The following is a 20913-nucleotide window of genomic DNA, read 5'->3' as shown; positions in this document are numbered from 1 at the left end:
CGGGGCCTCCGAAGTTGTCAACTTAACCCCCACGAGCGAAGGCGACAATGGGGCTGGTTGTTTCTGATCGCGACGGGTATCACAGCCAAATGCTGAACACGATCGTACATGGCGAACCGACCGCGAACCCTCCACTGCTGATTGCACATGGGCTATATGGCTCGGCCCGGAACTGGGGTGTGATTGCCCGTCGTCTGGCGGATGAACGTCAGGTTGTGGCCGTCGACATGCGCAACCATGCCTTCAGCATGTGGACCGACCAGCACAGCTATCCCGAATTGGCCAACGATCTGGCCGAGGTGATCGAGCACTTTGGTGGCCAAGCCGACGTTGTGGGCCATTCGATGGGCGGTAAGGCCGCGATGACGCTGGCCCTGCAACATGGGTCTCTGGTACGCAAGTTGGTGGTCGCCGACATCGCGCCGGTGAACTACACGCACAGCCAGATCCAATTCATTGAAGCCATGCGCGCTGTCGATTTCTCAACGATCGAGCGGCGATCAGATGCGGCACAGCAACTGGCCGATCAGGGTGTTGAACCTGCACTTCAGAGCTTTTTCACGCAATCACTTGATATCAAGGGGAAACGCTGGCTGTTGAATCTTGATGTGCTGGCGACTGAGATGCCGAAGATCATGGGTTTCCCTGAATTGGACGGCTCATGGGACGGCCCGACCCTTTTCCTGTCGGGTGGAGAGTCCGAGTATGTCCTGCCAGAGCATCGCGACCTGATCCGCAAACTGTTTCCAGCTGCCAAGTTTGCCAAGATCCCGGGCGCTGGCCATTGGTTGCACGCCGAAAAACCGCGCGAGTTCGAAGCCGCCGTCCGGGCGTTCCTGAACGCCTGATCCTTCAGGCCGTAACCTCGCCCCCGCCATTGACCCAATCGGGCAAACCGCCGAGGTTATAGATCCGCTGATACCCCATGTCTTTCAGCAACTTGCCTGCCAACGCGGCGCGACCACCAGCTGCGCAATACAGGACAATCGGGCGGTCTTTCCGAAGTTCCGGATCATGGGATTTCAGACTTTCATCGGCGCGGAATTCCAACATGCCGCGTGGGATGTGGTGTGCACCGCTGGCCCGCCCAGTCTTCTGCAATTCGACGGCATCCCGCACATCCAGCAGCAAGCCGCCCTGCCCTATCAGTTCTTTCGACTTGCCAGTATCGATACGTTCGACCACGGCATTTGCGGCCTCCATCATGTCTTGAACGGTCAGGGGCATAGGTCATCCTCCGGTGGTTTTCACCGGAGGGTAACACGCAATTCGTGGAAGGGGCAGACCGGCCCTGAGATCAGTCTGCCTATTGTTCGCGGAAAGCGCGCGACATGCTGTCTGTCACAGGTTTCGCAATATAGGCCGCGAATGTGCGCTCTTCCGTTTGGATCATGATCTCGGCAGGCATACCCGGGGTCGGGATAAAGCCCCTCACGCGCTCGATCTCTTCCGGTTCCAGCGAGATGCGTGCCAGATAGACCTCTTGCGGTGCGCCAGTGGAATCTTCAATCACTGAGTCCGCCGACAGATAGAACACCTGGCCTTGCAACACCGGTGTCGTCCGCTGGTTCAGAGCAACCAGACGCACCGTCGCGTCCTGTCCGGTGACCACACTGTCGATCTCGGTACGCGGGATTTGCGCCTCGATGATCAGAGGAGCGTCGGCGGGCAGAATCTCGGCGATGGGTTCACCGGTTTCGATCACGCCGCCCGGCGTGTGATAGTGCAGCCGCACCACCGTACCCGTCACCGGAGCCCGCACGACCGCGCGGTCCAGAACGCTGCGAGCCTGACGGGCTTTTTCGCGGACACTTTCCAGATCAGCTTCGATCACGCCCAGCTCATCCAGCGCCGCCTCTCGGTATGCGGCCCGGGTGCGAGAGATCTGTTCTTCGTATTTCAACAGCATCTGGCTGATTTCAGCCGCTTCGGCTTGCAGCCGTGCCTGCTGGCCTTCGGCTTCGGCCTGAACCCGGCGAATAGTGTTCAGCTCACCTTTGCGCACCAGCCCTTTTTCGAAAAGCGCCTGCTTGGTTTCGAACTCTTCCTGAAGGATTTCCGACCGCCGCACCATGCTGTCCAACTGCGCCTCGAACCCGCTGGAGCGGATGCGCAGCGCTTCCATGTTTCGTTCCAGCAATGCAATATCGTTCAGCAGGGTCTTGCGGGACAGATCAAAGGTGATCTTCTGCCCGTCAAGGATGCTCATCACCTCGGTATCATCCGAAGCTTCGATCAGGTTCGTGGAAAACTCCAGCCGCTGCGCTTCGCCATATTCTGCATTCAGGCGCTCGGACATAGCTTGAAGGCGGATTTTGCGGATGAACAATTCACGTTCGTTCGCTTCGGCCGAGGTTTGGTCCAGCGTCATCATAACCTGGCCCGCTTTGACAGACTGGCCTTCGACCACCTGAATTTCCTGAATGATACCGCCTTCCAGATGCTGCACGATCTTGTTGCGACCAGTGGCAACAAAGCTGCCTTGAGCAATCACAGCGGCCGCCAGAGGCGCACGGAAAGACCAAACACCGAAGCCGCCAAAGCAGGCGACCAGCAGAACAAAGCCGATGACGATCAGACGATTGATCGAGCGGGGAACCTCTGCATACCAGACCGTTGGATCCTTGGGATCATTGTTTACGGGCACCAGTTCATTCATATCGCACCCCCTTACTTCTTCTGAATGCCGGGCGCATTGTTGCGCGGCCCGTTCAATTGTTGCAGAACCTGTTCGCGGTGGCCAAACAGCGCTACCCGGCCATCTGTCAGCAACATGATCTTGTCGACTACATTCAGCAGCGTCGGCTTTTGCGTGATCACCACCACGGTGATCTTGCTTTCTCTGGCCTGTTCGATGGCCCGCGCCAGCGCTTTGTCGCCGGCAACATCCAGGTTCGAGTTCGGCTCGTCCAGCACCACCATACGCGGATTGCCGAAGAAGGCCCGCGCCAGCGCAATGCGCTGTTTCTGGCCACCGGACAAGGGTGAGCCATCCGCCGCCACTACGGTCTCATACCCCTGAGGCAGTGTTGCGATCATGTTGTGCACATCGGCCAGAACGGCCGCGTCGTGGATCTGTTCATCCGTCGCATCCGCGCGCATCCGGCCGATATTGTCTTTGATCGTACCGGGGAACAGCTGCACATCCTGCGGCAGGTATCCGATGCTTTCGCCAAACTGACGCGGATCCCAGTTACGGATATCCATCAGATCAAGACGCACGCTGCCCGATGTGGGCAGGATCGAACCAACCAACGTTTTACCCAACGTGGTTTTACCCGCTCCAGAGTTGCCGATGATGGCCAGCGTCTCGCCCGGGTTCAGCGAGAAACTGATCCCGTTCAGAACAACGCGCTTGGTGCCGCCGGGCACGTATAGCAGGCGTTCCACGTCCAGCCGGCCTTCTGGGCGCGGCAGGCGCAGTTTTTCGAACTGCAGCGCCGAATTGGACAGCAGTTGATTGATGCGGCCATAAGCGGCGCGGGTCAGCAGGAAGCCGTTCCAGCCCTCGATTGACCCTTCGATCGGCGCAAACGCGCGACCCGCGATGATCGAAGCGGCGATAACCATGCCGCCGGTAATCTCACCCTGCAGCGCCAGAAACGCACCCCAGCCCAAAATGGTGACCTGCGTCAGCAGGCGCACCGCGCGGGAAATGGCGGCAAAAATCACATTCCGGTCCTGCGCACGGACCTGCCACGTCAGCGATTGCGCAGTGTCCCGGCCCCAGATGCGTACCGCCTCGGGGATCATTGCCAGGGCGTTGATGATCTGGCTGTTTCGCGCCATCGAGTCCAGATGCATGTTAGCCATGGACTGCGCCTTGTTGGCCTCGGCAAATGGTTTGGCCGTCATGCGCTGGTTGATGAATGCGATCGTCATCAGCAGCAGGGCCGTTACGATCACGATCATCCCAAGCTGCGGATGCACCAGAAAGATCATCAGGATAAACAATGGTGCGAAAGGCACGTCCAGGAACGAAATAAGCGTGCCAGAAACCAAAAAGCTGCGCATTTGCTGCAAATCGCCCAGCGTCTGGTATTCTCGCCCAGAACCATGCAGCGAAGCATGCGCTGCGGCACTGAGGACCGGGGCACCCAAACGAGCCGCCACCTCGACCGCCGTCCGCATCAGCATGAAACGCCGCACCGCGTCAAAGGCTGATTGGAAAATCACCGCCCCGGCGACAATGGCCGTCAGCATGATCAGCGTGTCCAGTGACCTGCTGGTCAGAACCCGGTCACTGATCTGGAACAGATAGATCGGGATCGCCAAAATCAGGATGTTCGTCGCGCAGGTCAGAACCAGCACAAAGGCCAGATTGCGATAGATTGCGCGTAACGAAGTTCGCAGTGTCTTGCGAAAATCCTCTGGCGGGGTACGTTTATGAAATGTCTGGGGTGGCCCTTTTCCATCGCCGCCACCTGAGTTGCTGCGCAGCAATGGTTCGTTCGCCTTGGCCTCGATAGTGGTGCCCATGCGATCACCGCCACTCGAGCGCGACGCGGGGGGTATACGGTCGCTCGTTTTATTGACGGGTTCGGGATCGGGGCTCTCAACGTCGGCCACCCCAGCACCGCTGCCCTGTTGGTCACTGTCTTCGACAGGCTGCGGCTGCTTGCGCCGGGGGGAAGATCCGGCGCGCAATTGCGATTCCTCATTCGCTTGTTGCTGAGTGGGTTTCGCTTTCACGGTATTTTCGGCGCTCGCATCGCTTTCGGCGACTGCCTCCCGTTTACCGTCTTGCGGATCACTGATGCGTAAATCTTCGCTGAGTCGTAATCCGGGGATTTTCTTTGGTTTCTTATCAGACTGGCCCGCGCTTGGCGGTTTAGAAGCGCTGCCGCCGTTACGATCCAATGGGCTGGCGTATCGACTCGGGCGCGACGGAAAAACAATCGACATGTCAAAACTTTCAGGTCACTCGTAACAAACAGGGTTACTACGCTAGCATAGTTTGCAGGCCGTCGTCGATGGCTGCCATTTCAGAAGAAGTAAGAGTGGACGATCCAGCCAGATTTTCGGCGTCGCCTGCTGCATCGACCTCTTCCATCAGAATTGCGATCGCTTCGTTGACCAACTCGGTGTTTTCCTCTTCTACGGAGTCGATCAGGCTTGCCTGATGCAACATCACTTCCGAGTACTCTTCCCCTTGGGCCATAACGACGGAGTCGACGCCAATCTTGTTTACACTGGCCGAGTTCAGGATGGCGTTTCCGGCACCCAGCGCGGTGACTTCCTCGCCGCCGGGCGTTTCGACATAAACGTCGTCGTCGTCCTGCAGCATTGTAATCTGTTCGATCACGTTAACCTGCAACAGATCACCCTCGATCTTGAGAACACGAACAAGTTCGGTTCCGGCGAACAGCGGATCGTTCAGCAGCGCATCTTCCAGCGCGTCGGAATCAACCTCCTGCAATTCGATTGTGCTGGCCAGATTCTGGCTCAGGGCCTCGTGGGTATCTTCACCCTCGGCCGTCAGCGACACCTGGTTCATCACCAGATTGTCTTCTGCTTCGGTCGGCGTGGCACCATGAACCACATCACTGTCCATCAACACGATGGTCTGGTTCACGACATCAATCGACACCATGTCACCACCGATGATGATCATGTCGTAGAACGTGCCAAGCTGAAGGATGTCGGTCACGTTGGTCATGATGTTCTCACCCAACGTGTACGCGGTGGATGTGGCCGCGATTTCAGTTGCTATCTGGTCGATGTCCGTGGCGTCGATAAGTTGCTGGATGAAATTCGTCACCAACAGGTCGCCGCTGATCCAGTCGATTACGACAATCGGATCCTGATCTTCAACGGTGACATTATCGTCCAGCCAATGTGCCTCCTTGGATTCGGAACTGATGTGCGAGGCCTGAACCACATGCGTTTCGCTTTGGACGCCCTCTTCACCTTCGTCGACGTCCACAACAACGGCGACCTGGCTAACGACGCTCAGGTTCACTGAGTTTCCGCCGACCACGATATTGGGCGCGTCTATCCAACCAACTGAGATCGCGACCTCATTAATGGCCAAATTGGCGCCTGCGACGACGGAATGACCGTCTTCGAACACGGAATCTTCGGACTGGTCCCACTCGGCCGGTAAGGCCTCGGCGTGTTCGTCCTCGGTTTCTTCCTCTTCTTCCGTCTGGTGGTTGGCTGGCAACAATTCCATGAAATCGGGCATTTCATCGACATGCTCACCATTCACGATGATGCCCGTGGCACCCTCGCCCAAGAACTGATGCACCGTCACACCGTCAATTTCGACGTTCACGGGGGTATAAATCTGATCCAGCAGAAGCTCGACTGCCTCGCCGGTCTGGTAGTCCAGAATATGGATCGACGGGGGGGTGATCGCGTGCAAGGAAAGCGCCAACTGCAGCGTTCCTTCACCTTGCGCCATCAGCGCCTCGACGTCGCGGAAATCGCCCTCACCAACGGTGTCGTTGTCGTTAAGGCGGATTTTCTGGAACGTATACGTAACCGCCGAGCCGACCAGTTCGAATTCAATGACCGGCTCTATAACGACGTTCAGTTGCGTCATCGCCGAAAACTGCGCGTCGGGGAAATATCCTTCTGGGGCAAATGTGGGGCCAGAGGACACGCTGGAATCTTCGATCGGTCCAGGGATCGCAGCTGGTGGGGGGACGTCGGCTTTCACGCCGGTAAATTTGTAAGGCAGCGGGCCATATTCACCCGGGTCCAATTTCAAATGTGCTTTAACCTGAATTTTTGTCGGATCTTCAAGTTCTTCAAGTTCCGCTTTCCGTCTCAGAGCAATAAATTCTTCATACTGATCACGCCACCGGGCCTGCTCGGTCGTTAACTCAAATGTTCCAACGAAATGTGCAATTTGTTCCGTAATACTGTCGAGCGACATTTTTTTTCCTTTCCCCGCCCCGGCCTAAAATTTCCGGTTTAGGTTCAGTTGGGTCGAGGCCGCCTTATGCGGCCCCGACGTTTTCTTGAAAAAGGGTTCAGAGCCCGCCTAAGCGGGCTCTGTTTCCAGTTATACGTCGGTGTCTTCGCTGGAGTAGCTGGACGACATGTTACCACCAACCATGGTCGTATCGACGTCGTTGCCAAGAACGTTGGCACCCATGACGATCGACTGGTTGAAGGCCGATGTGTCAACTACCGCAGCAGCCGATGCATGCGACTCACCGCTCACGATGCCGTCGCCACCGTTGTTGGAGCCCCAGGTTCCGCCGTTGCCACCGGCACCGCCAGCACCCGAGTTGGAACCCCATGCGTTACCGCCGTCGACAGCGCCACCAAAGGTGTTGCCAGCTTCGGCAAACCCGTGTGCGTTACCGCTGGTTCCGCCGAACGCCTGAGCAGCACCGCCGCCGCCACCGATGCCCGACTCGGACATGCCTTCAGAGTGGCCATATCCAGTCGATGTTGCATCGTTGTCCGCGCTGCCGTCACCGCCGTAGCCCGAAATCGCTTCGGACAGGCTGTCTGCGCTTCCGTCAGTGTCCGCTACCGCGAATACTTCGGAATCTCCGCCGTTACCGGCGTCGTTGTCGGCATCTACAGAACCAGTACCGGTACCGTCGGAACGCGCATCCTGATCGATTGCGCCACCGCCGCCGCCGACGCCATCTGCCGTCGCCGTACCGGTTCCGTCCGCATCAGCGCGTCCGTCGGTAGTCATGGTACCGCCGTCACCAGCGTCGGAGTCTGCATCCTGATCGTTGCGGGCTGTGCCAACAACATCACCAGCAGTCGGGGTTACCATCGGACCTGCGGCATCCTGGTTGCCAACGCCTTGTGCGTCAGAAACAGCATCTGCATCACCGCCGTTGCCGTCACCACCGTTGCCGTCACCACCGGGGCCGTCGCCCGCGATACCAGTGCCACCGCGACCTTCGCCACCGGCACCGCCACCTGCGTTCACGTTGCCACCGTCGTTGGTGTCACCACCACCGTTGCTGGCATCTGCGCCGCCCAGGTTCAGACCACCCAGACCATTCAGCTGGTGGTTCGAAGCCAGAGCACCGTCGACCTGGGCTGCGTCACCGGCTGCACCGCCGCCGCCGTTGGCGTCACCGCCATCGCCCATGGCACCGCTGCCTTCGCCGCCGTCACCATCGCCACCGTCGCCTTTGCCGCCATCGGCATCTGCGTCAGCATTCGCGAGGCTTCCAGCCAGTCCGAGACCGATGTTACCACCCGAGGCAGCATCGCCGGTTTCGTTTTCGCTTTCGGCTTCGTTCTTAGCCAGACCAATGTTGCCAGCGCCGCTGTCGCCGCCGTCTGCGCCGTAAGCCGACGCGTCATTGGCTGCCAGAGCACCGCCTTTGGCCAGCGAAACGCTATCGTTTTCGCCACCGGTCGACTGACCATCGTTGTCAGCATTCGACAGACCCAGACCCAAGCCCAGACCAAGCGAACCGGCGTCTCCGCCTTCGCCACCGTCGCCGTCAGCATCAGATGCGTCGGAAGAACCGTTGTTGTTGGCATTGGATGCGCTTGCTGCGTCACCCGAAGAACCACCGGTACCCGCACCATCGGAATCTGCCGAAGACTTACCAAAGTTCAGACCCAGAGTAGTTGCGTCACCCGAGGCACCACCGTCTCCGGCGGTCGAGTCAGCGTCAGCGTTACCAGTCTCGCCACCGTCGCCATAGGCTTTGCTGCCCATGGTGAACGACATGGCTTTGCCGCCTTCGGTTGAACCGCCGTCACCGGAGTTGCCACCGTCTGCTTGCGATCCGATACCTTCGTCAGCGTAAGCTTCACCACCGTGGGCGTCGCCGGACTGTTCGAAATAACCGTTGTCATTCGAAACGCTGGCTTCGCCCAGGTCATCGTTGTCGTTCAGCTCAGCCAACTGGCTGTTGATCGACAGCATGTCGTTGCCCTGACCGTCCAGCGAGATGTCCAGGTTCATATCGTCGCCCGGATCATAGTCGAAGTCATTGCCTACGGAGATGACGTCTTCGACAGAGCCGACGTTTTGCAGATCTACATCGATCTGATCATCGTCGCGCGGAATCCACTCGCCACCACCGAAGTCGATGTTGACTTGGTTCGAGTTGTCGTTGTCATTGTCGCCGTTTTTCTGGGCTTGCTTCTGACCTTGGTCCTGACCCTGGCCTTGATCCTGGCCTTGGCCCTGATCTTGACCCTGGCCTTGATCCTGGCCCTGACCATTCTGAACGTCGGTGCTTTGCGACTGATCCTGGCCTTGGCCCTGATCGTTGCTGTTGTTGTTGTCTTGGTCGTTGACGTTTGCATCAATTTCGACGTCAGCGTGCCGTACGTTCACCGTTGCATCAATCGGAACTTCTGCATTTTCAACATTAACTTCGCCAACTGCGATGTTGTTCGTGCCATTACGATCTTTCAAACTCATAACTATTTTCCATCTCTGAGCGCCCGACCGTCATTCATCTACAAAACGGCTACTGGCGCAGTTGAAACAAACTTTAAGCACTCAAGCGCGAAACGCGCATGATGCGGTCTTGTTCTGTGAAGTCGTCTCCCACCTCCCTTTCCCGGCTAAGCCGATGTGCGGACCGCTGAATTCAAATTCGCGTAAATGCGCGATTCGCGGACGCGTCAGGAACATCGCTTCCCAAATTGAAGCAGGATCATGGTTGCAGCAGGAGAACGGTCTGAATAGCTGCTCTAAAGCATTAGACAGCTTATCCAATTGTTATTATTTGTAATTTTGGAAAAACTATTCAGAAAGTCAGGGCGCAGGCATGAAAATAAGGCCGAATTTCGGCAAATCGGTTAAAACCATATTTTTGCTCTACTTTTACGAGAATGTTGATGGTGAACCTATACAAAAGTTCTAGACCCAATCAGCAGGACCACACGGAATGTTGATGAAAAATAGACTTTCAGGTATAGTTACTAAGCAATAGCAGTTAATTTACCGTTAATTTACGCTCCGCGTGTTGTTTACGATTTCGCCACAGATATTGGTGGCGTGGGTTTATAGGGGGAAGTAATGAGCAGTCCGTTGCAGGATAGTGTTACCCAAATAAATGTTTGTTCCGAGGACTTTTCGATCAATTTCATCGGCAAGGAACTCTTCTATTCAAATCAAACTCTACGAAGCGTTCAGGCGGAATTCGGCGTGTCCGCGCACCGCTATGAGGACGTGGCCGACCTGAAAGCAACAGGGGATCCGCGGTCGTCAGCTGGAAAGGTCGTAGTCGTTGACCAGATCATGCTGGATGATTTGCTTGCCCGCCCGAAGGCCTATAAAGAAGCAGCCGGGACAGGCTGCCTTGCTTTTGCCTACCGCAAAGAGGACGCCGCACGCGCTTTGTTCGAGACCTGGGATCGGGCTCAGTTCGGAGATATCGGCTATCTTCCCATGAACGTCGCGCCGGATGTGTGGCGCTCGATCCTTCGTCTGTTGATGCATGAAGAGCTTTATCTGCCCAGCTTCTTAGCCGACTGCGTGTCTGCGCCCCGCCCTCAGAGCAAACCCTGTCTGCTGAGTGAAACCAGCGCAGAACCGATGTCGAAGCCAAAAGAACCCCATCCGATCTACTCGCGGCTGACGCGGCGAGAAAAGCAGGTTCTTCAATTGGTCTCGAAAGGCCAAAGCAACAAGATCATCGCAGCCAACCTTGGCATCACCGAACATACGGTGAAGCTGCACATGCATAATGTGGCGGGCAAGATCGGCGTCAGTAACAGAACCGCAGCTGCGCAGTTCTATTTCGAAGTGACTGCAAACGAAACGCACGGTCAGACCGTTGACTGAGACACTCGAAACCCGCTTTGACCGTCTGATCCTTCTGGTCGGCAAATTGAACTACATGTGGACCAACACCGAGAGTCTGTTGATCCACCTGATTGCCGGCCTGAGCGGGACCAACAAGGATGTCGCAGTCATCATCTTCCTGACCCTCAACACCACGCGCGCCCGGATCGATCTGGTCGAGCGGCTTGCCAAGATGGAAGGTCGCCCTGCCGAGATTCGCGATCCGATCCTTGAACACACACAGCGCCTAAGCAAACTGTCGTTCATCCGCAACAGGTACAATCACTGCATTTATTCGTTCGATGCCGACAGCGGAAACCCCAAGACCATCCTGATGCGTATCGCTGATCGTAAGACCGACATCAAACTGGGGCGCGAAGATACCGTCGACGAAAAGGCCATTCAGGAGATTGAAGACATCGTCGCACAGCTCTCGGCCGCGAACCGCGACATCTGGCGCCTGATCTCTAAGTTGGGTTTCCCGGTCTGAAGGAGTGTTTGGTGCGGATGGCGGGGATCGAACCCGCAAGTCCTAGGACGAGGGATTTTAAGTCCCTTGCGTTTACCAGTTTCGCCACATCCGCGCGCCTCCGAGGCCAATGCGCCGGTGACGTTTGAAAACTCTTACTGCCAACCAAACGGATTGAAAAGCCGCTAAGTTGATCGTTGCAAGGGGAACTGGCCAAGTGCCGTATTTCATGCGCACGCGGTCTTCACTAACGCCCCAACCTCCAATCATAGAGAGAGCTGGAAGCCTTTCAGAACTGGTAATGTGAGCTTGATCCCTTATATCGCTGGCGCGCAATAGAATCGACTAGTGAGCTATTTTTCTGCGCGCACGCGGCGCCGCTCAGAGTCTTGAACTTTGTTTGGCTGCTCTTCACAAAAAACTAAAACCCAAACAGAGCCATCCTGCTTTCCCAACATTTGTATGAAGAGTGGTGCCCCCACACGGACTCGAACCGCGGACCTACTGATTACAAATCAGTTGCTCTACCAGCTGAGCTATAGGGGCGCTTGGTGTCGATTACTTTCTCTTGTTGTGGACTGCAAGCACATATTTTTATCTTAAGTTAGGGATTGGCAGTTTTCCTGTGCGCACATAGATAGCTCGGTGTTCAATGGCCCGTGTTTGACTGTTCCGGCCGCGGGCTGTAACCCGACAAGCGGGCTATGAAGCAAAGGACAAGAGCTGAAAATGCAGGTTGCGATCCACGCAGGCGTAGCTTTTACCGACGGAGGTCGGGTGCTGGACTCGTTGACAAAAAACGCTTCTGCCTTGGCGGCAAACGGGGTCGAGTATTTTGGTCCGCGCCGGTACAAACGCGTGTTCAAGCCCGCATTTGACAAATTCGAAGCCATGACGACTGAGGTCCCTGCCGAGCAAAAATTCAATAGTGTCTTGCCAGGGGAAGAGAGCACTCAGCGGGCAATATACTCAAGCGGCAGATTTCCAGGCGAACCGGAAACAGCACTTCGGGACGGCCAATTGTACCCTTTCGCTGGCCGCAGAATGGCCTTGTTGGAACAGGGCTTTCGCGACCACGAGGTTGAGCTGTTCATGGGGCTTAGAAACCCGGGTAGCTTCGTTCCTAAACTGCTGATGTCTCTGCCAGAGGAAGCACGCGCCGAAGCAATTCGGGACACCGATCTAAGCTGCCTGAGCTGGATTGGCATGATCGAGGACATCCGGGATCTTGCGCCCAACGTCCGGATTACCTTGTGGAGCAACGAAGACACCCCCTTTATCTGGGGTGAAATCATTCGTGCTCTGGCAGGACTGAGTGAAGATACACCTCTGGAAGACGAAAACGATCTGCTGCTGTCCTTGCTGGACGAAACCGGCCAAAATGAAGTCCGGGAACTAACAAGCCATGATGCTGCGCAAGGCAAGGCAATCCTGCACGAAAACATGGCTCGTATTTTCGACAATCACGCGCAGCCGGAAGAAATTGAAGAAGAACTGCACCTGCCAGGGTGGAGCACCGAGATCGTGGACGCGTTTTCCGAACTGTATGAACAGGATCTTGAACGGCTTGGCGGCATTCCCGGGGTGCAGGTTCTCAGACCCTGATCTCGTTTTGCGAAAACAGTTTTTTGACACCGCGATTGCGTAGCTGTCCGGTCAGGGGTGTATGCGGTCAGAAACACCCCAGCTTCAGCCTATTTGAAACCTCCCTGCCCTTGGAAGGTCGTGTGCGCCCCGGATCAACACAATCCCTGCGGGGCACACATGTATCGAACATCTTGAGTGTACAGTCAGGCGAGCCTCAGCTCATGCCCAGCGCTTCCTTGTACATCTCCAGTACGGCTTCTTCCTCGGCGATATCGTCTTTGTCGCGTTTGCGCAGAGCGATCACCTTGCGCATGACCTTGGTGTCGTAGCCGCGGGCTTTGGCCTCGGCCATCACCTCTTTTTGCTGTTCCGCCAGATCCTTCTTTTCCGCATCCAGTCGTTCGAACCGCTCGATGAACTGGCGCAGTTCACCGGCGGTTACGCGATAATTGGCAGAGGCCTGATCTTCGGTCATGTCATCCATATACGTCTCTCCCAGAGGGTGATTTCTGTTTCTGTGGCAGCGGGCAATATGCCGGATACATTGCCGCCGCCCGCGCCGCAAGCGCACAATCGCAGGCGGGCTTGTGTGCGCGGGGGTTCTCGGCTAAGCGCAGAGGAACATGACAAGCAAATGTGGGGAACCATGTTCGAATTCATCACCTGGGGCGGGGCCGCCCTGTCGCTTGCCGGGCTTGTGGGCCTGGTCTGGTGCATTGCACATGTGATGAAGGCGCGCAAATCCGGCCTCTCGGATGAAGAGCTGCGCGCCGTTGTTCAGGGTGTTCTGCCGTGGAATCTGGCGTCTTTGTTTCTGTCGGTGATTGGTTTGATGGTGGTAATCTTGGGGATTTCCTTCGGCTAACCTTCCAAACTAAACCGGCAGATTATCAAACCGCGCCTCCATGGCGTCTTCACACAAGGCTGCATCCAATCGCCGCAGACGCGACGGGACGTGCATACCCTCTTGGCGCATCCGTTCGATCACTTTTGTCAGGCTTGGCTGAAGGGCAAGCCGCGTATCCAGACATGCGCCGTTGATCTTTTTTTCTAGTTGTTCGGCTTCTGAATATAAATTGATAGACGACATTTCCATCCTCCCAAATGTCTTCATTCACTCCGATATATGTGACCATTTTAAGACTTGCTTAGATTACCGGAAAAACGGGCGGGTATTCGCCTGTCTGGTCTGCTGTTTCGGCGTTCAAAAGCGATTTGACTAAATATTACTCTTACTGAGGCTACTATGCCTTGACCAGTATCAAATTATGCATGTTGAATATTACACATTCCGTAATTAATATATGAGATGGCGAAACCGGCGGAGGGGCCTATGACACCCAATGTAAAAGCGTTCTTTGACCCCGAAACTTTTACGGTTTCCTATGTGGCGCAGGAGCCCGAAGGCCTTGCCTGCGCCGTCATCGACAGTGTTCTGGATTTCGACCACGCCTCGGGCCGAACCAGCACGCGTTCAGCGGATCACATCATTGATCACGTACGCAAAAAAAACCTGCGGGTTGAATGGATTCTTGAGAGCCACGTCCACGCCGACCACCTGTCAGCTGCCCCCTATTTACAACAGGAATTGGGCGGCAAAATCGGTATCGGTGATCAGATCGTGACCATTCAGGAAACCTTCGGAAAAATCTTCAACGAAGGCACCGAGTTTCAGCGAGATGGCAGCCAGTTCGACGCCCTGTTTCACGAAGGTGACAGCTTCCACGTTGGCCAGATGCGCGGAGACGTGCTGCACACGCCCGGGCATACGCCGGCCTGCCTGACTTATGTGATCGGCGATGCGGCCTTTGTCGGCGACACCTTGTTCATGCCGGACTTCGGCACGGCGCGTTGCGACTTTCCAGGTGGTTCATCCGCAATGCTGTACGACTCGATCCAGAAAATCCTGTCGCTGCCGGATGAGACCCGCGTTTTCGTCGGCCACGACTACAAAGCACCGGGGCGTGATGAATATGCGTGGGAGACGACGGTTGGCGAGCAGAAAGCGCTGAATATTCATATCGGTCGGGGCCGCCCGATCGAGGAATTCGTCGAGATGCGCGACGCCCGGGATGCAACGCTGGGTATGCCGCGCCTGATCCTACCGTCCCTGCAGGTCAACATGCGCGCGGGGCAAATGCCACCGGCGGATGAACATGGTGACGTGTTCCTCAAACTTCCTTTGAACAAACTCTGAATTACTGGCCGCAGCACGGCAAAGGACACAAGAATGTACACAGACTGGATTTGGGGCCTTGGCGGGGGCCTTCTGATTGGGCTCGGCGCCGCCATCTATCTTTTGGGCAACGGACGCATCATGGGGGCCAGTGGTATTCTGGGTGGACTGGTCGACAACAGTGACCGGTCGCTGGAACGGCTGAGCTTTCTGGCAGGCATGATCGGGATGCCACTGTTGCTGCGGCCCCTGCTCTCTCCTGCACCCGAGACACATCTGACCGGCAATTTCGCCGTGGTGATCATCGCTGGTCTGCTTGTGGGGGCCGGAACACGGATCGCCAAGGGGTGCACATCCGGTCACGGTGTCTGTGGGATTTCGCGTTTTTCGATGCGCGGCATCGTCGCCACCCTGATCTATATCGGTGCCGGAGTTGTTACGATCTACCTATTCCGCCATGTCTGGGGAGTGATCTGATGCGTGCACTTGTTTCGCTTTTAGCCGGGTCTTTGTTCGGCGCGGGCCTGCTGTTGTCGGGGATGACCGACACAACCAAAGTACAGGGTTGGCTGGACTTATTCGGGCATTGGGACCCGACGCTTGCCTTCGTGATGGGCGGGGCGATCCTACCAATGCTGATCGCCTGGCGCTTGACCACGCATCGACGCCCCCTGACCGGCGGCCAGTTTCCGCATCCGGTCGCGCAAGAACTGGACCGCCGCCTGATCCTTGGCTCTGTCCTGTTCGGGATGGGCTGGGCTCTGGCTGGGCTGTGCCCCGGGCCTGCCCTTGCCTCGCTCAGCTATGGCGGTGTTGGCGGAGTTGTCTTTCTGCTGGCCATGATCGCTGGGATGTACGCTGCGCCGACTCTGAGCGCGCAACTGGACAGAGTCGCAAACCCGGCCTAATCAATTGCCATGGAGATTCGCACGATTACCCCCCGCTACGCCGTCTCGCCGCAAATCACGGTCGAGGACGTTCCAGCCATTGCCGAAGCCGGCTTTGTCAAAGTGATCTGCAACCGGCCAAACGTTGAGGTTCCGGCCGTCATGCAGTCCGATGTGATCGGTGACGCGGTGCGCGCGGCGGGGCTGGAATACGAGGTTCTGGAACTGACCCACCAGACCATGACGCCCGAGAACGTAGCCCTGCAACGCGAATTGGCCGAAAGCTGCAGCGGACCGGTTCTGGCCTATTGTGCCTCCGGCACCCGTTGCTCCGTGATTTGGGCGCTAGGTCAATGCGACCGGATGAGCACCGACGACATTCTGGATGCCACCACCAAAGCGGGCTACGCACTGGAAAACCTGCGCCCGACCCTTGATCAGATTCGCGGCACCGACTGAGTCAACCAAGGCCGCCAGGGTCTGTGTCTGAGAGTTTCAGCCCAGCGAGTTGCGAAATCTCGGCAACCATCTGATCTGAATCGGTGAAATTCAGGTCAGGTCCAATGTCGCTAGTCACACCGGGATCGAACTGGACAGGCACTTGCGAGATCTCTGTTGGCAAAGGCATATCGGGCTCCGGCGTTGCGGGCGTTCGGGCCTCAAGAAATTCCTCAGCCTCGGACTGGGTCAACCCTGTCAGCGGTGCGTATTCGTTCAGGCGCACAGCGCGCATTCCGCCGCATTGTCCCAACCGGCCAATCGCAGCGCGGTTGCGGTCAATCGTCAGAACCTCGGCCCGGTCGAGCCTTGATCCTGTCAGGGGCAGAACGTCCCCTACCTTGAGTTGCGACAGAGATGCCAGAGGCAGGGACATACGGCAGATCACCGTGTTCAATTCGGCCCGCAGCACCCCTGATGCTTGCTCAAGGTTTGGGCCGATATCCTCTTGCGTGACGTCTTCGGCGTTCTCAGTGGTTCGGTCTGGTAGGATCACGGAAATCTGCCCTTGTCGCAAACCGCCGCCCAGTTCCACAGTCAGGTCAAACACCCGATACGCGTCTTCGGCCATGGCCAGCGACAAAGTACGCAGATCGGCAAGACGAGCGGAATACTCCATCCCGGACAGGCTGGATTGATCGCCCGGTGTCTCAACCAGATCAACCGCCCGCGCGAAGGCGTCTTCGACCAAAGGTGCCACCATTGCTCCGTCAGTATGCGTAAAGGCGCGGGGTGTGGGCTCATCCGCCATTACATGACCAATGGTTTGTACCTGAACAATGGCCGAAACCGCGCCCAAATCCATGCAAATGGCCGACGACATCCCGTCTTCATCGACAAATTGCATCAGCAACCAATCCTCGCCGATCTGCTCCGCCAACACGTCCGGAGTTCGGTGGGATTGCCTGGCCCCAATAACAACCATGGGCAGTTGCAACCGCTCCCCTGCAGCGCGGGCAAAGGCCAGCCGCAGCGCGCGCAGGACCGAACGCGGTTTGTCGCCCTGCTCTTCCTGCCCGACTGAAAGCTTGCGCACCAAAGCTGCGCTGACAGTTTGCGTCATGCCCCAAAACCGTTGTTGTTTGCTGTATCTGACATCCGGTCTAACCCGGTTCAGGTTACGAATACCTTTACATCAGCGTCACTGGGCTGCCTGTTGATATGCCATCGGCAGCCTGACACGGAACGCCGCCCCGTCCTGCCCTGGCAGATAAGTAATCTCTCCACCCAATCGCTGCATGATCTCGCGGCAGATCGCCAGCCCCAACCCGGCCCCACCAGCCTTGTCGACGCCCACGCGGGCAAATTTCTCGAATACCATCGAGCGGGCTTCGGGAGGAATGCCGCTGCCATTGTCTGCGAAATCAATCACCACCTGGCCACCGACATCATGGGCTGAGATCGTAAGCACCGGTTCTTCGGCATCACAGTATTTCTGTGCATTGGAAATCAGGTTGATAAAAACCTGACCCAACCGATCCAGATCAGTGTGCAGCGGAATGCGCTCTGTTGTCTTCGTACGCCGAACCGTGAGGGTCCTGTGCGAACCCGCCAGCGCGCTGGGCACGGCCCGATCCAGCACCGAGCGCAGTGTGTCGTCACCAACATTCAGATGGACCCGTCCACTTTCCAGCACGCTCAGGTCTAGAAGATCGTCCAACAACCGGGTCAGGCGCAACGCTTCGTCATGGATGATCGCGGCATAGCGCGTCTGTTCTTCACCGCTCAGCCCTTCGGTATCGCGCATGATCTCGGAAAACGCGCGGATCGAGGTCATGGGCGTGCGCAGCTCGTGACTGACCTGGCTAAGGAAGCTGTCCTTTTGTTCCGAGATTTGCGTCAGTTTGGTGTTGGCCTCACGCAACTGCCGCGCAGTTCGGGTCAACTCAGCGGATTTCACCTCCAGCTGGCTGGAATATTCCAGCAATTGCGCGGATTCGTCGGCCACAGCCAGCAGGTCTTCGACCGACACGGACGAACCGCCGACGATCTGGCCAATCATAGCGTGGGCGGTGGCGGCGCCAACAGAGCCACTCAGCTCTCGTTCCAGTCGCTCAAGAAATGCGGGGGTAGGCTCGGGCAGGCTGGAGCGTCCACCCTGCAGCTCTACCTCGGCTTGAAAGAACTCCTGCGCGGGGCCGGTGCCCAGTATCCGCTGTGTCATGATCATAAGGTCTTCGCTCTGCGCAACCGACCCGGACCAGCCGCGTGGCGCAACAGAATGATCAAAAACGTTGACGAATTGCGCCCCCTGCAGGCGTTCCAGCGGGCTGGGGAAGCTTAGCAACGAGGCGACACAGAACGCGATGGTGTTCAGGGACAGTGACCACATGACCGTGTGAACCATCGGATCCATGCCCTCGATCCCGAACAGGGCCTGCGGGCGCAGCCAACCCAGGCCGAACGGGCCGTTTTGCAAAACCGCTTGGGACATTAGCGCCCCATCCATACCCGGCAGGAGCAGGGTATAGATCCATAGCAGGAATCCCACTGTCAGCCCAACCAGGGCGCCTGTCCGGGTCGCCCCGCGCCAGAACAGGCCGCCGACCAAAGCAGGCAGAATCTGAGAGATCCCGGCAAAAGCAATCAACCCGATTGAGGCCAGCGCCGCCCCACCCCCGGATAGGCGATAGTAATAGTAGGCCAGCGCCATGATTACCGCGATCGACACCCGGCGGGCTACCAGCACCACGCTCCTAACATCGCCGGATATGGAACCGGACCCTTCCTGAGTGCTCAGCCAGATCGGCATGACCACGTGGTTTGACACCATCGTCGACAGCGCCATAGCCGTCACGATGACCATGGACGTGGCCGAAGAAAACCCGCCGATAAAGGACAGCATCGCCAGCCATTCATTGCCCTGCGACAGCGGTACGGTCAGAACGAACAGGTCGGGGTTCGAGCCTTCGGGCAACAAGTCCAGTCCAACAACGGCGATGGGAACCACAAACAGGCTCATCAACAGCAGATAGAGCGGGAAAGCCCAGGCAGCGGTTCTCAGATGCCCTTCATCCGCGTTCTCGACGACCATGACCTGAAACATTCGTGGCAGGCAGATAAAGGCTGCAGCAGACAGAAAGATGAAGGTGGTCCAGCGCCCTGCGTCCACGTTCCATTGGCCGATCTCAGACGCGTCGATGCGCTCCATCATCGGCCCGACACCGCCCGCGACGCCCCAGACCACAAACGCGCCGACCGCAAGCAGGGCAAACAGTTTGACAACCGACTCCAGCGCAATGGCGGTGACTACACCGTGGTGGCGCTCGTTAACGTCCAGATTTCGCGTACCGAACAGGATAGCAAACACGGCCAACCCCGCCGCCACCCAAAACACGCTGGAGCCTTCGCGATAGAGGCCCGTGGGGTCAGCTTCAGCAAAGATCGAAAACGACAGGGTGATGGATTGCAGTTGCAGCGCGATATAAGGGGTGCCGCCCAACACCGCCAGAATGGTCACGCAGATCGCCAGCGTATTAGATTTGCCGTACCGGGATGAGATCAGGTCGGCGATCGAGGTCACCCGCTGGCTGCGCCCGACCCGTACCAGCTTGCGCAGCCCCCACCACCAGCTGATCATGACCAGCGTTGGACCCAGATAGATCGTCACAAACTCCAGCCCCGAACGTGCGGCATTGCCAACAGCACCGTAAAACGTCCAGGCGGTGCAGTAGATCGACAGCGACAACGTGTAAACCAGTGGCGACCGCAGCCAGGCCCCCCGCCCCGCAGCAGCCATTCTGTCGGCTGCAAAGGCGACGCCAAACAACAGAACCACATAACCCAGGCAGACCAGAATCAAAATGTTCAGCGTTGCCATCGATCCGTCTCGGGTTCGGATTCCTCATGGGTACCCATGCGTCTGGCGGCAAATCCAAATACTAGGCTGGCCAAGATCATCGCTGCCCAGCACGCAAAGATGTAAAAGATCGCGGCAGACAGTGAGACGCCCTCCTGCCCTCCCTGACCATCGGGCCATAACAGCGGTATGGCCAACAGGGCCGCCCCCAGAAAAGGAAGCAGACGCGCGGCATCGGATAATCTGCGGCGACGATAGCTCTGCCGTTCAAGAAACAGCGAAGGCCGAACGCCCGAGGGCTGACGGTCTTCGTCGGAACTCATGACTGGGTGGCCTGCGCGTGCAGGTCTCGCACTGCAGTCAGCATTTCGGTATTGGAAAACGGCTTGGTCATGAAACGACTAACCCCGGCATTTTCGGCCATCTCTCGATCCCGCGACTGCCCCCGTGCGGTCAGCATCAGAACCGGCAGGCCCTGCATACTTTCGACTTCGCGCAGGTCTCGTAAAATCTCCATCCCGCTTTTACCCGGCAACATCACGTCAAGAATCACAAGATCCGGGCTTGCGCCCTGAATGACCTGCAAGGCGTCACTGCCTTCGGCATGCGTCTCGACAAGCCAACCCTCGCGCGTCAGCAGAAACCGAATGGCCTCGGCGATGTTCGGCTCATCCTCAATTAGCAGAACCTTGCGGCTCATGATTATCTGTCCTCCCCGTGACAGGTCATAAACTGAATGACCCATCTCCGCCAGCTTAC

20 protein-coding genes and 2 tRNA genes are annotated in these 20913 nt (G+C 57.3%); 9 read left to right on the top strand and 13 right to left on the bottom strand.

All coding sequences use genetic code 11. The annotated features are described in order from the left end of the window. The first annotated feature begins 47 nt into the window (after positions 1-47). Positions 48-848, top strand: a complete 801-nt coding sequence (locus ACXAGD_RS04455; protein WP_475208745.1) for an alpha/beta fold hydrolase — start codon at positions 48-50, stop codon at positions 846-848. A 4-nt stretch (positions 849-852) separates the two neighbouring features. Here ACXAGD_RS04455 and ACXAGD_RS04450 read toward each other — a convergent pair whose 3' ends face one another. From ACXAGD_RS04450 to ACXAGD_RS04430, 5 genes are all read right to left on the bottom strand, one after another. Next, positions 853-1227: a rhodanese-like domain-containing protein gene (locus ACXAGD_RS04450; RefSeq protein ID WP_475208743.1), complete on the bottom strand. Its 375-nt coding sequence runs from the start codon at positions 1225-1227 to the stop codon at positions 853-855. Positions 1228-1306: 79 nt separating this feature from the next. Further along, the gene (locus tag ACXAGD_RS04445) at positions 1307-2659 is read right to left on the bottom strand and encodes an HlyD family type I secretion periplasmic adaptor subunit (RefSeq protein WP_475208742.1); all 1353 of its coding nucleotides are present in this window, start codon (positions 2657-2659) and stop codon (positions 1307-1309) included. 11 nt (positions 2660-2670) lie between these two features. Next, positions 2671-4905, bottom strand: coding sequence for a type I secretion system permease/ATPase (locus tag ACXAGD_RS04440; protein ID WP_475208741.1), 2235 nt, complete (start codon positions 4903-4905; stop codon positions 2671-2673). A 37-nt stretch (positions 4906-4942) separates the two neighbouring features. Continuing rightward, complete coding sequence (locus ACXAGD_RS04435; protein ID WP_475208740.1) at positions 4943-6715, bottom strand: type I secretion protein; 1773 nt, start codon at positions 6713-6715, stop codon at positions 4943-4945. Between the two features lie 297 nt (positions 6716-7012). Continuing rightward, entirely contained in the window at positions 7013-9367 is a 2355-nt protein-coding gene (locus tag ACXAGD_RS04430; protein WP_475208739.1) for a hypothetical protein, read from the bottom strand. Positions 9368-9970: 603 nt separating this feature from the next. On the opposite strand from ACXAGD_RS04430, the gene ACXAGD_RS04425 reads away from it, so the two are divergent. After that, entirely contained in the window at positions 9971-10738 is a 768-nt protein-coding gene (locus ACXAGD_RS04425; protein ID WP_475208738.1) for a helix-turn-helix transcriptional regulator, read from the top strand. Further along, positions 10731-11228, top strand: coding sequence for a hypothetical protein (locus ACXAGD_RS04420; protein WP_475208736.1), 498 nt, complete (start codon positions 10731-10733; stop codon positions 11226-11228). The genes ACXAGD_RS04425 and ACXAGD_RS04420 overlap by 8 nt, the downstream gene beginning before the upstream one ends. Before the next feature lie 9 nt (positions 11229-11237). Here ACXAGD_RS04420 and ACXAGD_RS04415 read toward each other — a convergent pair. Then, positions 11238-11322: transfer RNA gene (locus tag ACXAGD_RS04415), tRNA-Leu, on the bottom strand. 355 nt (positions 11323-11677) lie between these two features. Beyond that, positions 11678-11753 (bottom strand) — tRNA-Thr (locus ACXAGD_RS04410). Between the two features lie 183 nt (positions 11754-11936). Here ACXAGD_RS04410 and ACXAGD_RS04405 point away from each other — a divergent pair. Continuing rightward, complete coding sequence (locus ACXAGD_RS04405; protein ID WP_475208735.1) at positions 11937-12812, top strand: hypothetical protein; 876 nt, start codon at positions 11937-11939, stop codon at positions 12810-12812. A 196-nt stretch (positions 12813-13008) separates the two neighbouring features. Here the strand turns inward: ACXAGD_RS04405 and ACXAGD_RS04400 are convergent, their stop codons facing one another. Next, complete coding sequence (locus tag ACXAGD_RS04400; RefSeq protein WP_170445087.1) at positions 13009-13278, bottom strand: DUF2312 domain-containing protein; 270 nt, start codon at positions 13276-13278, stop codon at positions 13009-13011. A 162-nt stretch (positions 13279-13440) separates the two neighbouring features. Between ACXAGD_RS04400 and ACXAGD_RS04395 the strand changes: the two genes are divergently transcribed. Further along, positions 13441-13659 (top strand): hypothetical protein, encoded by a 219-nt coding sequence (locus ACXAGD_RS04395; RefSeq protein WP_170445090.1) that lies wholly within the window; start codon positions 13441-13443, stop codon positions 13657-13659. A 9-nt stretch (positions 13660-13668) separates the two neighbouring features. On the opposite strand, the gene ACXAGD_RS04390 is transcribed toward ACXAGD_RS04395, so the two are convergent. Further along, the gene (locus tag ACXAGD_RS04390; RefSeq protein ID WP_475208734.1) at positions 13669-13890 is read right to left on the bottom strand and encodes a hypothetical protein; all 222 of its coding nucleotides are present in this window, start codon (positions 13888-13890) and stop codon (positions 13669-13671) included. 237 nt (positions 13891-14127) lie between these two features. On the opposite strand from ACXAGD_RS04390, the gene ACXAGD_RS04385 reads away from it, so the two are divergent. Genes ACXAGD_RS04385 through ACXAGD_RS04370 form a run of 4 tightly spaced genes read left to right on the top strand, consistent with a single transcriptional unit; the run spans position 14128 to position 16316 of the window. Further along, positions 14128-14991: an MBL fold metallo-hydrolase gene (locus tag ACXAGD_RS04385; protein ID WP_475208733.1), complete on the top strand. Its 864-nt coding sequence runs from the start codon at positions 14128-14130 to the stop codon at positions 14989-14991. A gap of 33 nt (positions 14992-15024) precedes the next feature. After that, entirely contained in the window at positions 15025-15447 is a 423-nt protein-coding gene (locus ACXAGD_RS04380) for a YeeE/YedE family protein (protein ID WP_475208732.1), read from the top strand. Further along, positions 15447-15878: a DUF6691 family protein gene (locus ACXAGD_RS04375; RefSeq protein ID WP_475208731.1), complete on the top strand. Its 432-nt coding sequence runs from the start codon at positions 15447-15449 to the stop codon at positions 15876-15878. Before ACXAGD_RS04380 ends, ACXAGD_RS04375 begins: the two co-directional genes overlap by 1 nt. 9 nt (positions 15879-15887) lie before the next feature. Next, positions 15888-16316, top strand: a complete 429-nt coding sequence (locus ACXAGD_RS04370; protein ID WP_475208729.1) for a protein tyrosine phosphatase family protein — start codon at positions 15888-15890, stop codon at positions 16314-16316. Position 16317: 1 nt separating this feature from the next. Here ACXAGD_RS04370 and ACXAGD_RS04365 read toward each other — a convergent pair whose 3' ends face one another. The 4 genes from ACXAGD_RS04365 to ACXAGD_RS04350 all read right to left on the bottom strand — a co-directional run bounded on the left by ACXAGD_RS04365 (position 16318) and on the right by ACXAGD_RS04350 (position 20854). Continuing rightward, the gene (locus ACXAGD_RS04365; protein WP_475208728.1) at positions 16318-17418 is read right to left on the bottom strand and encodes a FliM/FliN family flagellar motor C-terminal domain-containing protein; all 1101 of its coding nucleotides are present in this window, start codon (positions 17416-17418) and stop codon (positions 16318-16320) included. A gap of 78 nt (positions 17419-17496) precedes the next feature. Further along, a complete protein-coding gene (locus tag ACXAGD_RS04360; protein WP_475208727.1) occupies positions 17497-20175 on the bottom strand; it encodes an ATP-binding protein in 2679 nt (892 codons plus the stop codon). After that, on the bottom strand, positions 20163-20477 hold the full coding sequence (locus ACXAGD_RS04355; RefSeq protein ID WP_475208726.1) for a hypothetical protein: 315 nt from the start codon (positions 20475-20477) through the stop codon (positions 20163-20165). The genes ACXAGD_RS04360 and ACXAGD_RS04355 overlap by 13 nt, the downstream gene beginning before the upstream one ends. Continuing rightward, on the bottom strand, positions 20474-20854 hold the full coding sequence (locus ACXAGD_RS04350) for a response regulator transcription factor (RefSeq protein WP_475208725.1): 381 nt from the start codon (positions 20852-20854) through the stop codon (positions 20474-20476). Before ACXAGD_RS04350 ends, ACXAGD_RS04355 begins: the two co-directional genes overlap by 4 nt. Between the last annotated feature and the right edge of the window lie 59 nt (positions 20855-20913).

This window comes from Ruegeria sp. ABF4_144 (genome assembly GCF_056160045.1).
The sequence above is the reverse complement of the archived record's forward strand: the minus strand, read 5'-3'. Positions and strand labels throughout refer to the sequence as shown.

What these genes read in the sequence shown, in the direction of transcription:
- ACXAGD_RS04350 (WP_475208725.1), bottom strand. Translation starts at nt 20,854, where the DNA reads ATGAGCCGCAAGGTTCTGCTAATTGAGGATGAGCCGAACATCGCCGAG.
- ACXAGD_RS04450 (WP_475208743.1), bottom strand. Translation starts at nt 1,227, where the DNA reads ATGCCCCTGACCGTTCAAGACATGATGGAGGCCGCAAATGCCGTGGTC.
- ACXAGD_RS04445 (WP_475208742.1), bottom strand. Translation starts at nt 2,659, where the DNA reads ATGAATGAACTGGTGCCCGTAAACAATGATCCCAAGGATCCAACGGTC.
- ACXAGD_RS04440 (WP_475208741.1), bottom strand. Translation starts at nt 4,905, where the DNA reads ATGTCGATTGTTTTTCCGTCGCGCCCGAGTCGATACGCCAGCCCATTG.
- ACXAGD_RS04355 (WP_475208726.1), bottom strand. Translation starts at nt 20,477, where the DNA reads ATGAGTTCCGACGAAGACCGTCAGCCCTCGGGCGTTCGGCCTTCGCTG.
- ACXAGD_RS04430 (WP_475208739.1), bottom strand. Translation starts at nt 9,367, where the DNA reads ATGAGTTTGAAAGATCGTAATGGCACGAACAACATCGCAGTTGGCGAA.
- ACXAGD_RS04395 (WP_170445090.1), top strand. Translation starts at nt 13,441, where the DNA reads ATGTTCGAATTCATCACCTGGGGCGGGGCCGCCCTGTCGCTTGCCGGG.
- ACXAGD_RS04455 (WP_475208745.1), top strand. Translation starts at nt 48, where the DNA reads ATGGGGCTGGTTGTTTCTGATCGCGACGGGTATCACAGCCAAATGCTG.
- ACXAGD_RS04385 (WP_475208733.1), top strand. Translation starts at nt 14,128, where the DNA reads ATGACACCCAATGTAAAAGCGTTCTTTGACCCCGAAACTTTTACGGTT.
- ACXAGD_RS04400 (WP_170445087.1), bottom strand. Translation starts at nt 13,278, where the DNA reads ATGGATGACATGACCGAAGATCAGGCCTCTGCCAATTATCGCGTAACC.
- ACXAGD_RS04425 (WP_475208738.1), top strand. Translation starts at nt 9,971, where the DNA reads ATGAGCAGTCCGTTGCAGGATAGTGTTACCCAAATAAATGTTTGTTCC.
- ACXAGD_RS04390 (WP_475208734.1), bottom strand. Translation starts at nt 13,890, where the DNA reads ATGGAAATGTCGTCTATCAATTTATATTCAGAAGCCGAACAACTAGAA.
- ACXAGD_RS04375 (WP_475208731.1), top strand. Translation starts at nt 15,447, where the DNA reads ATGCGTGCACTTGTTTCGCTTTTAGCCGGGTCTTTGTTCGGCGCGGGC.
- ACXAGD_RS04370 (WP_475208729.1), top strand. Translation starts at nt 15,888, where the DNA reads ATGGAGATTCGCACGATTACCCCCCGCTACGCCGTCTCGCCGCAAATC.
- ACXAGD_RS04405 (WP_475208735.1), top strand. Translation starts at nt 11,937, where the DNA reads ATGCAGGTTGCGATCCACGCAGGCGTAGCTTTTACCGACGGAGGTCGG.
- ACXAGD_RS04365 (WP_475208728.1), bottom strand. Translation starts at nt 17,418, where the DNA reads ATGACGCAAACTGTCAGCGCAGCTTTGGTGCGCAAGCTTTCAGTCGGG.
- ACXAGD_RS04380 (WP_475208732.1), top strand. Translation starts at nt 15,025, where the DNA reads ATGTACACAGACTGGATTTGGGGCCTTGGCGGGGGCCTTCTGATTGGG.
- ACXAGD_RS04360 (WP_475208727.1), bottom strand. Translation starts at nt 20,175, where the DNA reads ATGGCAACGCTGAACATTTTGATTCTGGTCTGCCTGGGTTATGTGGTT.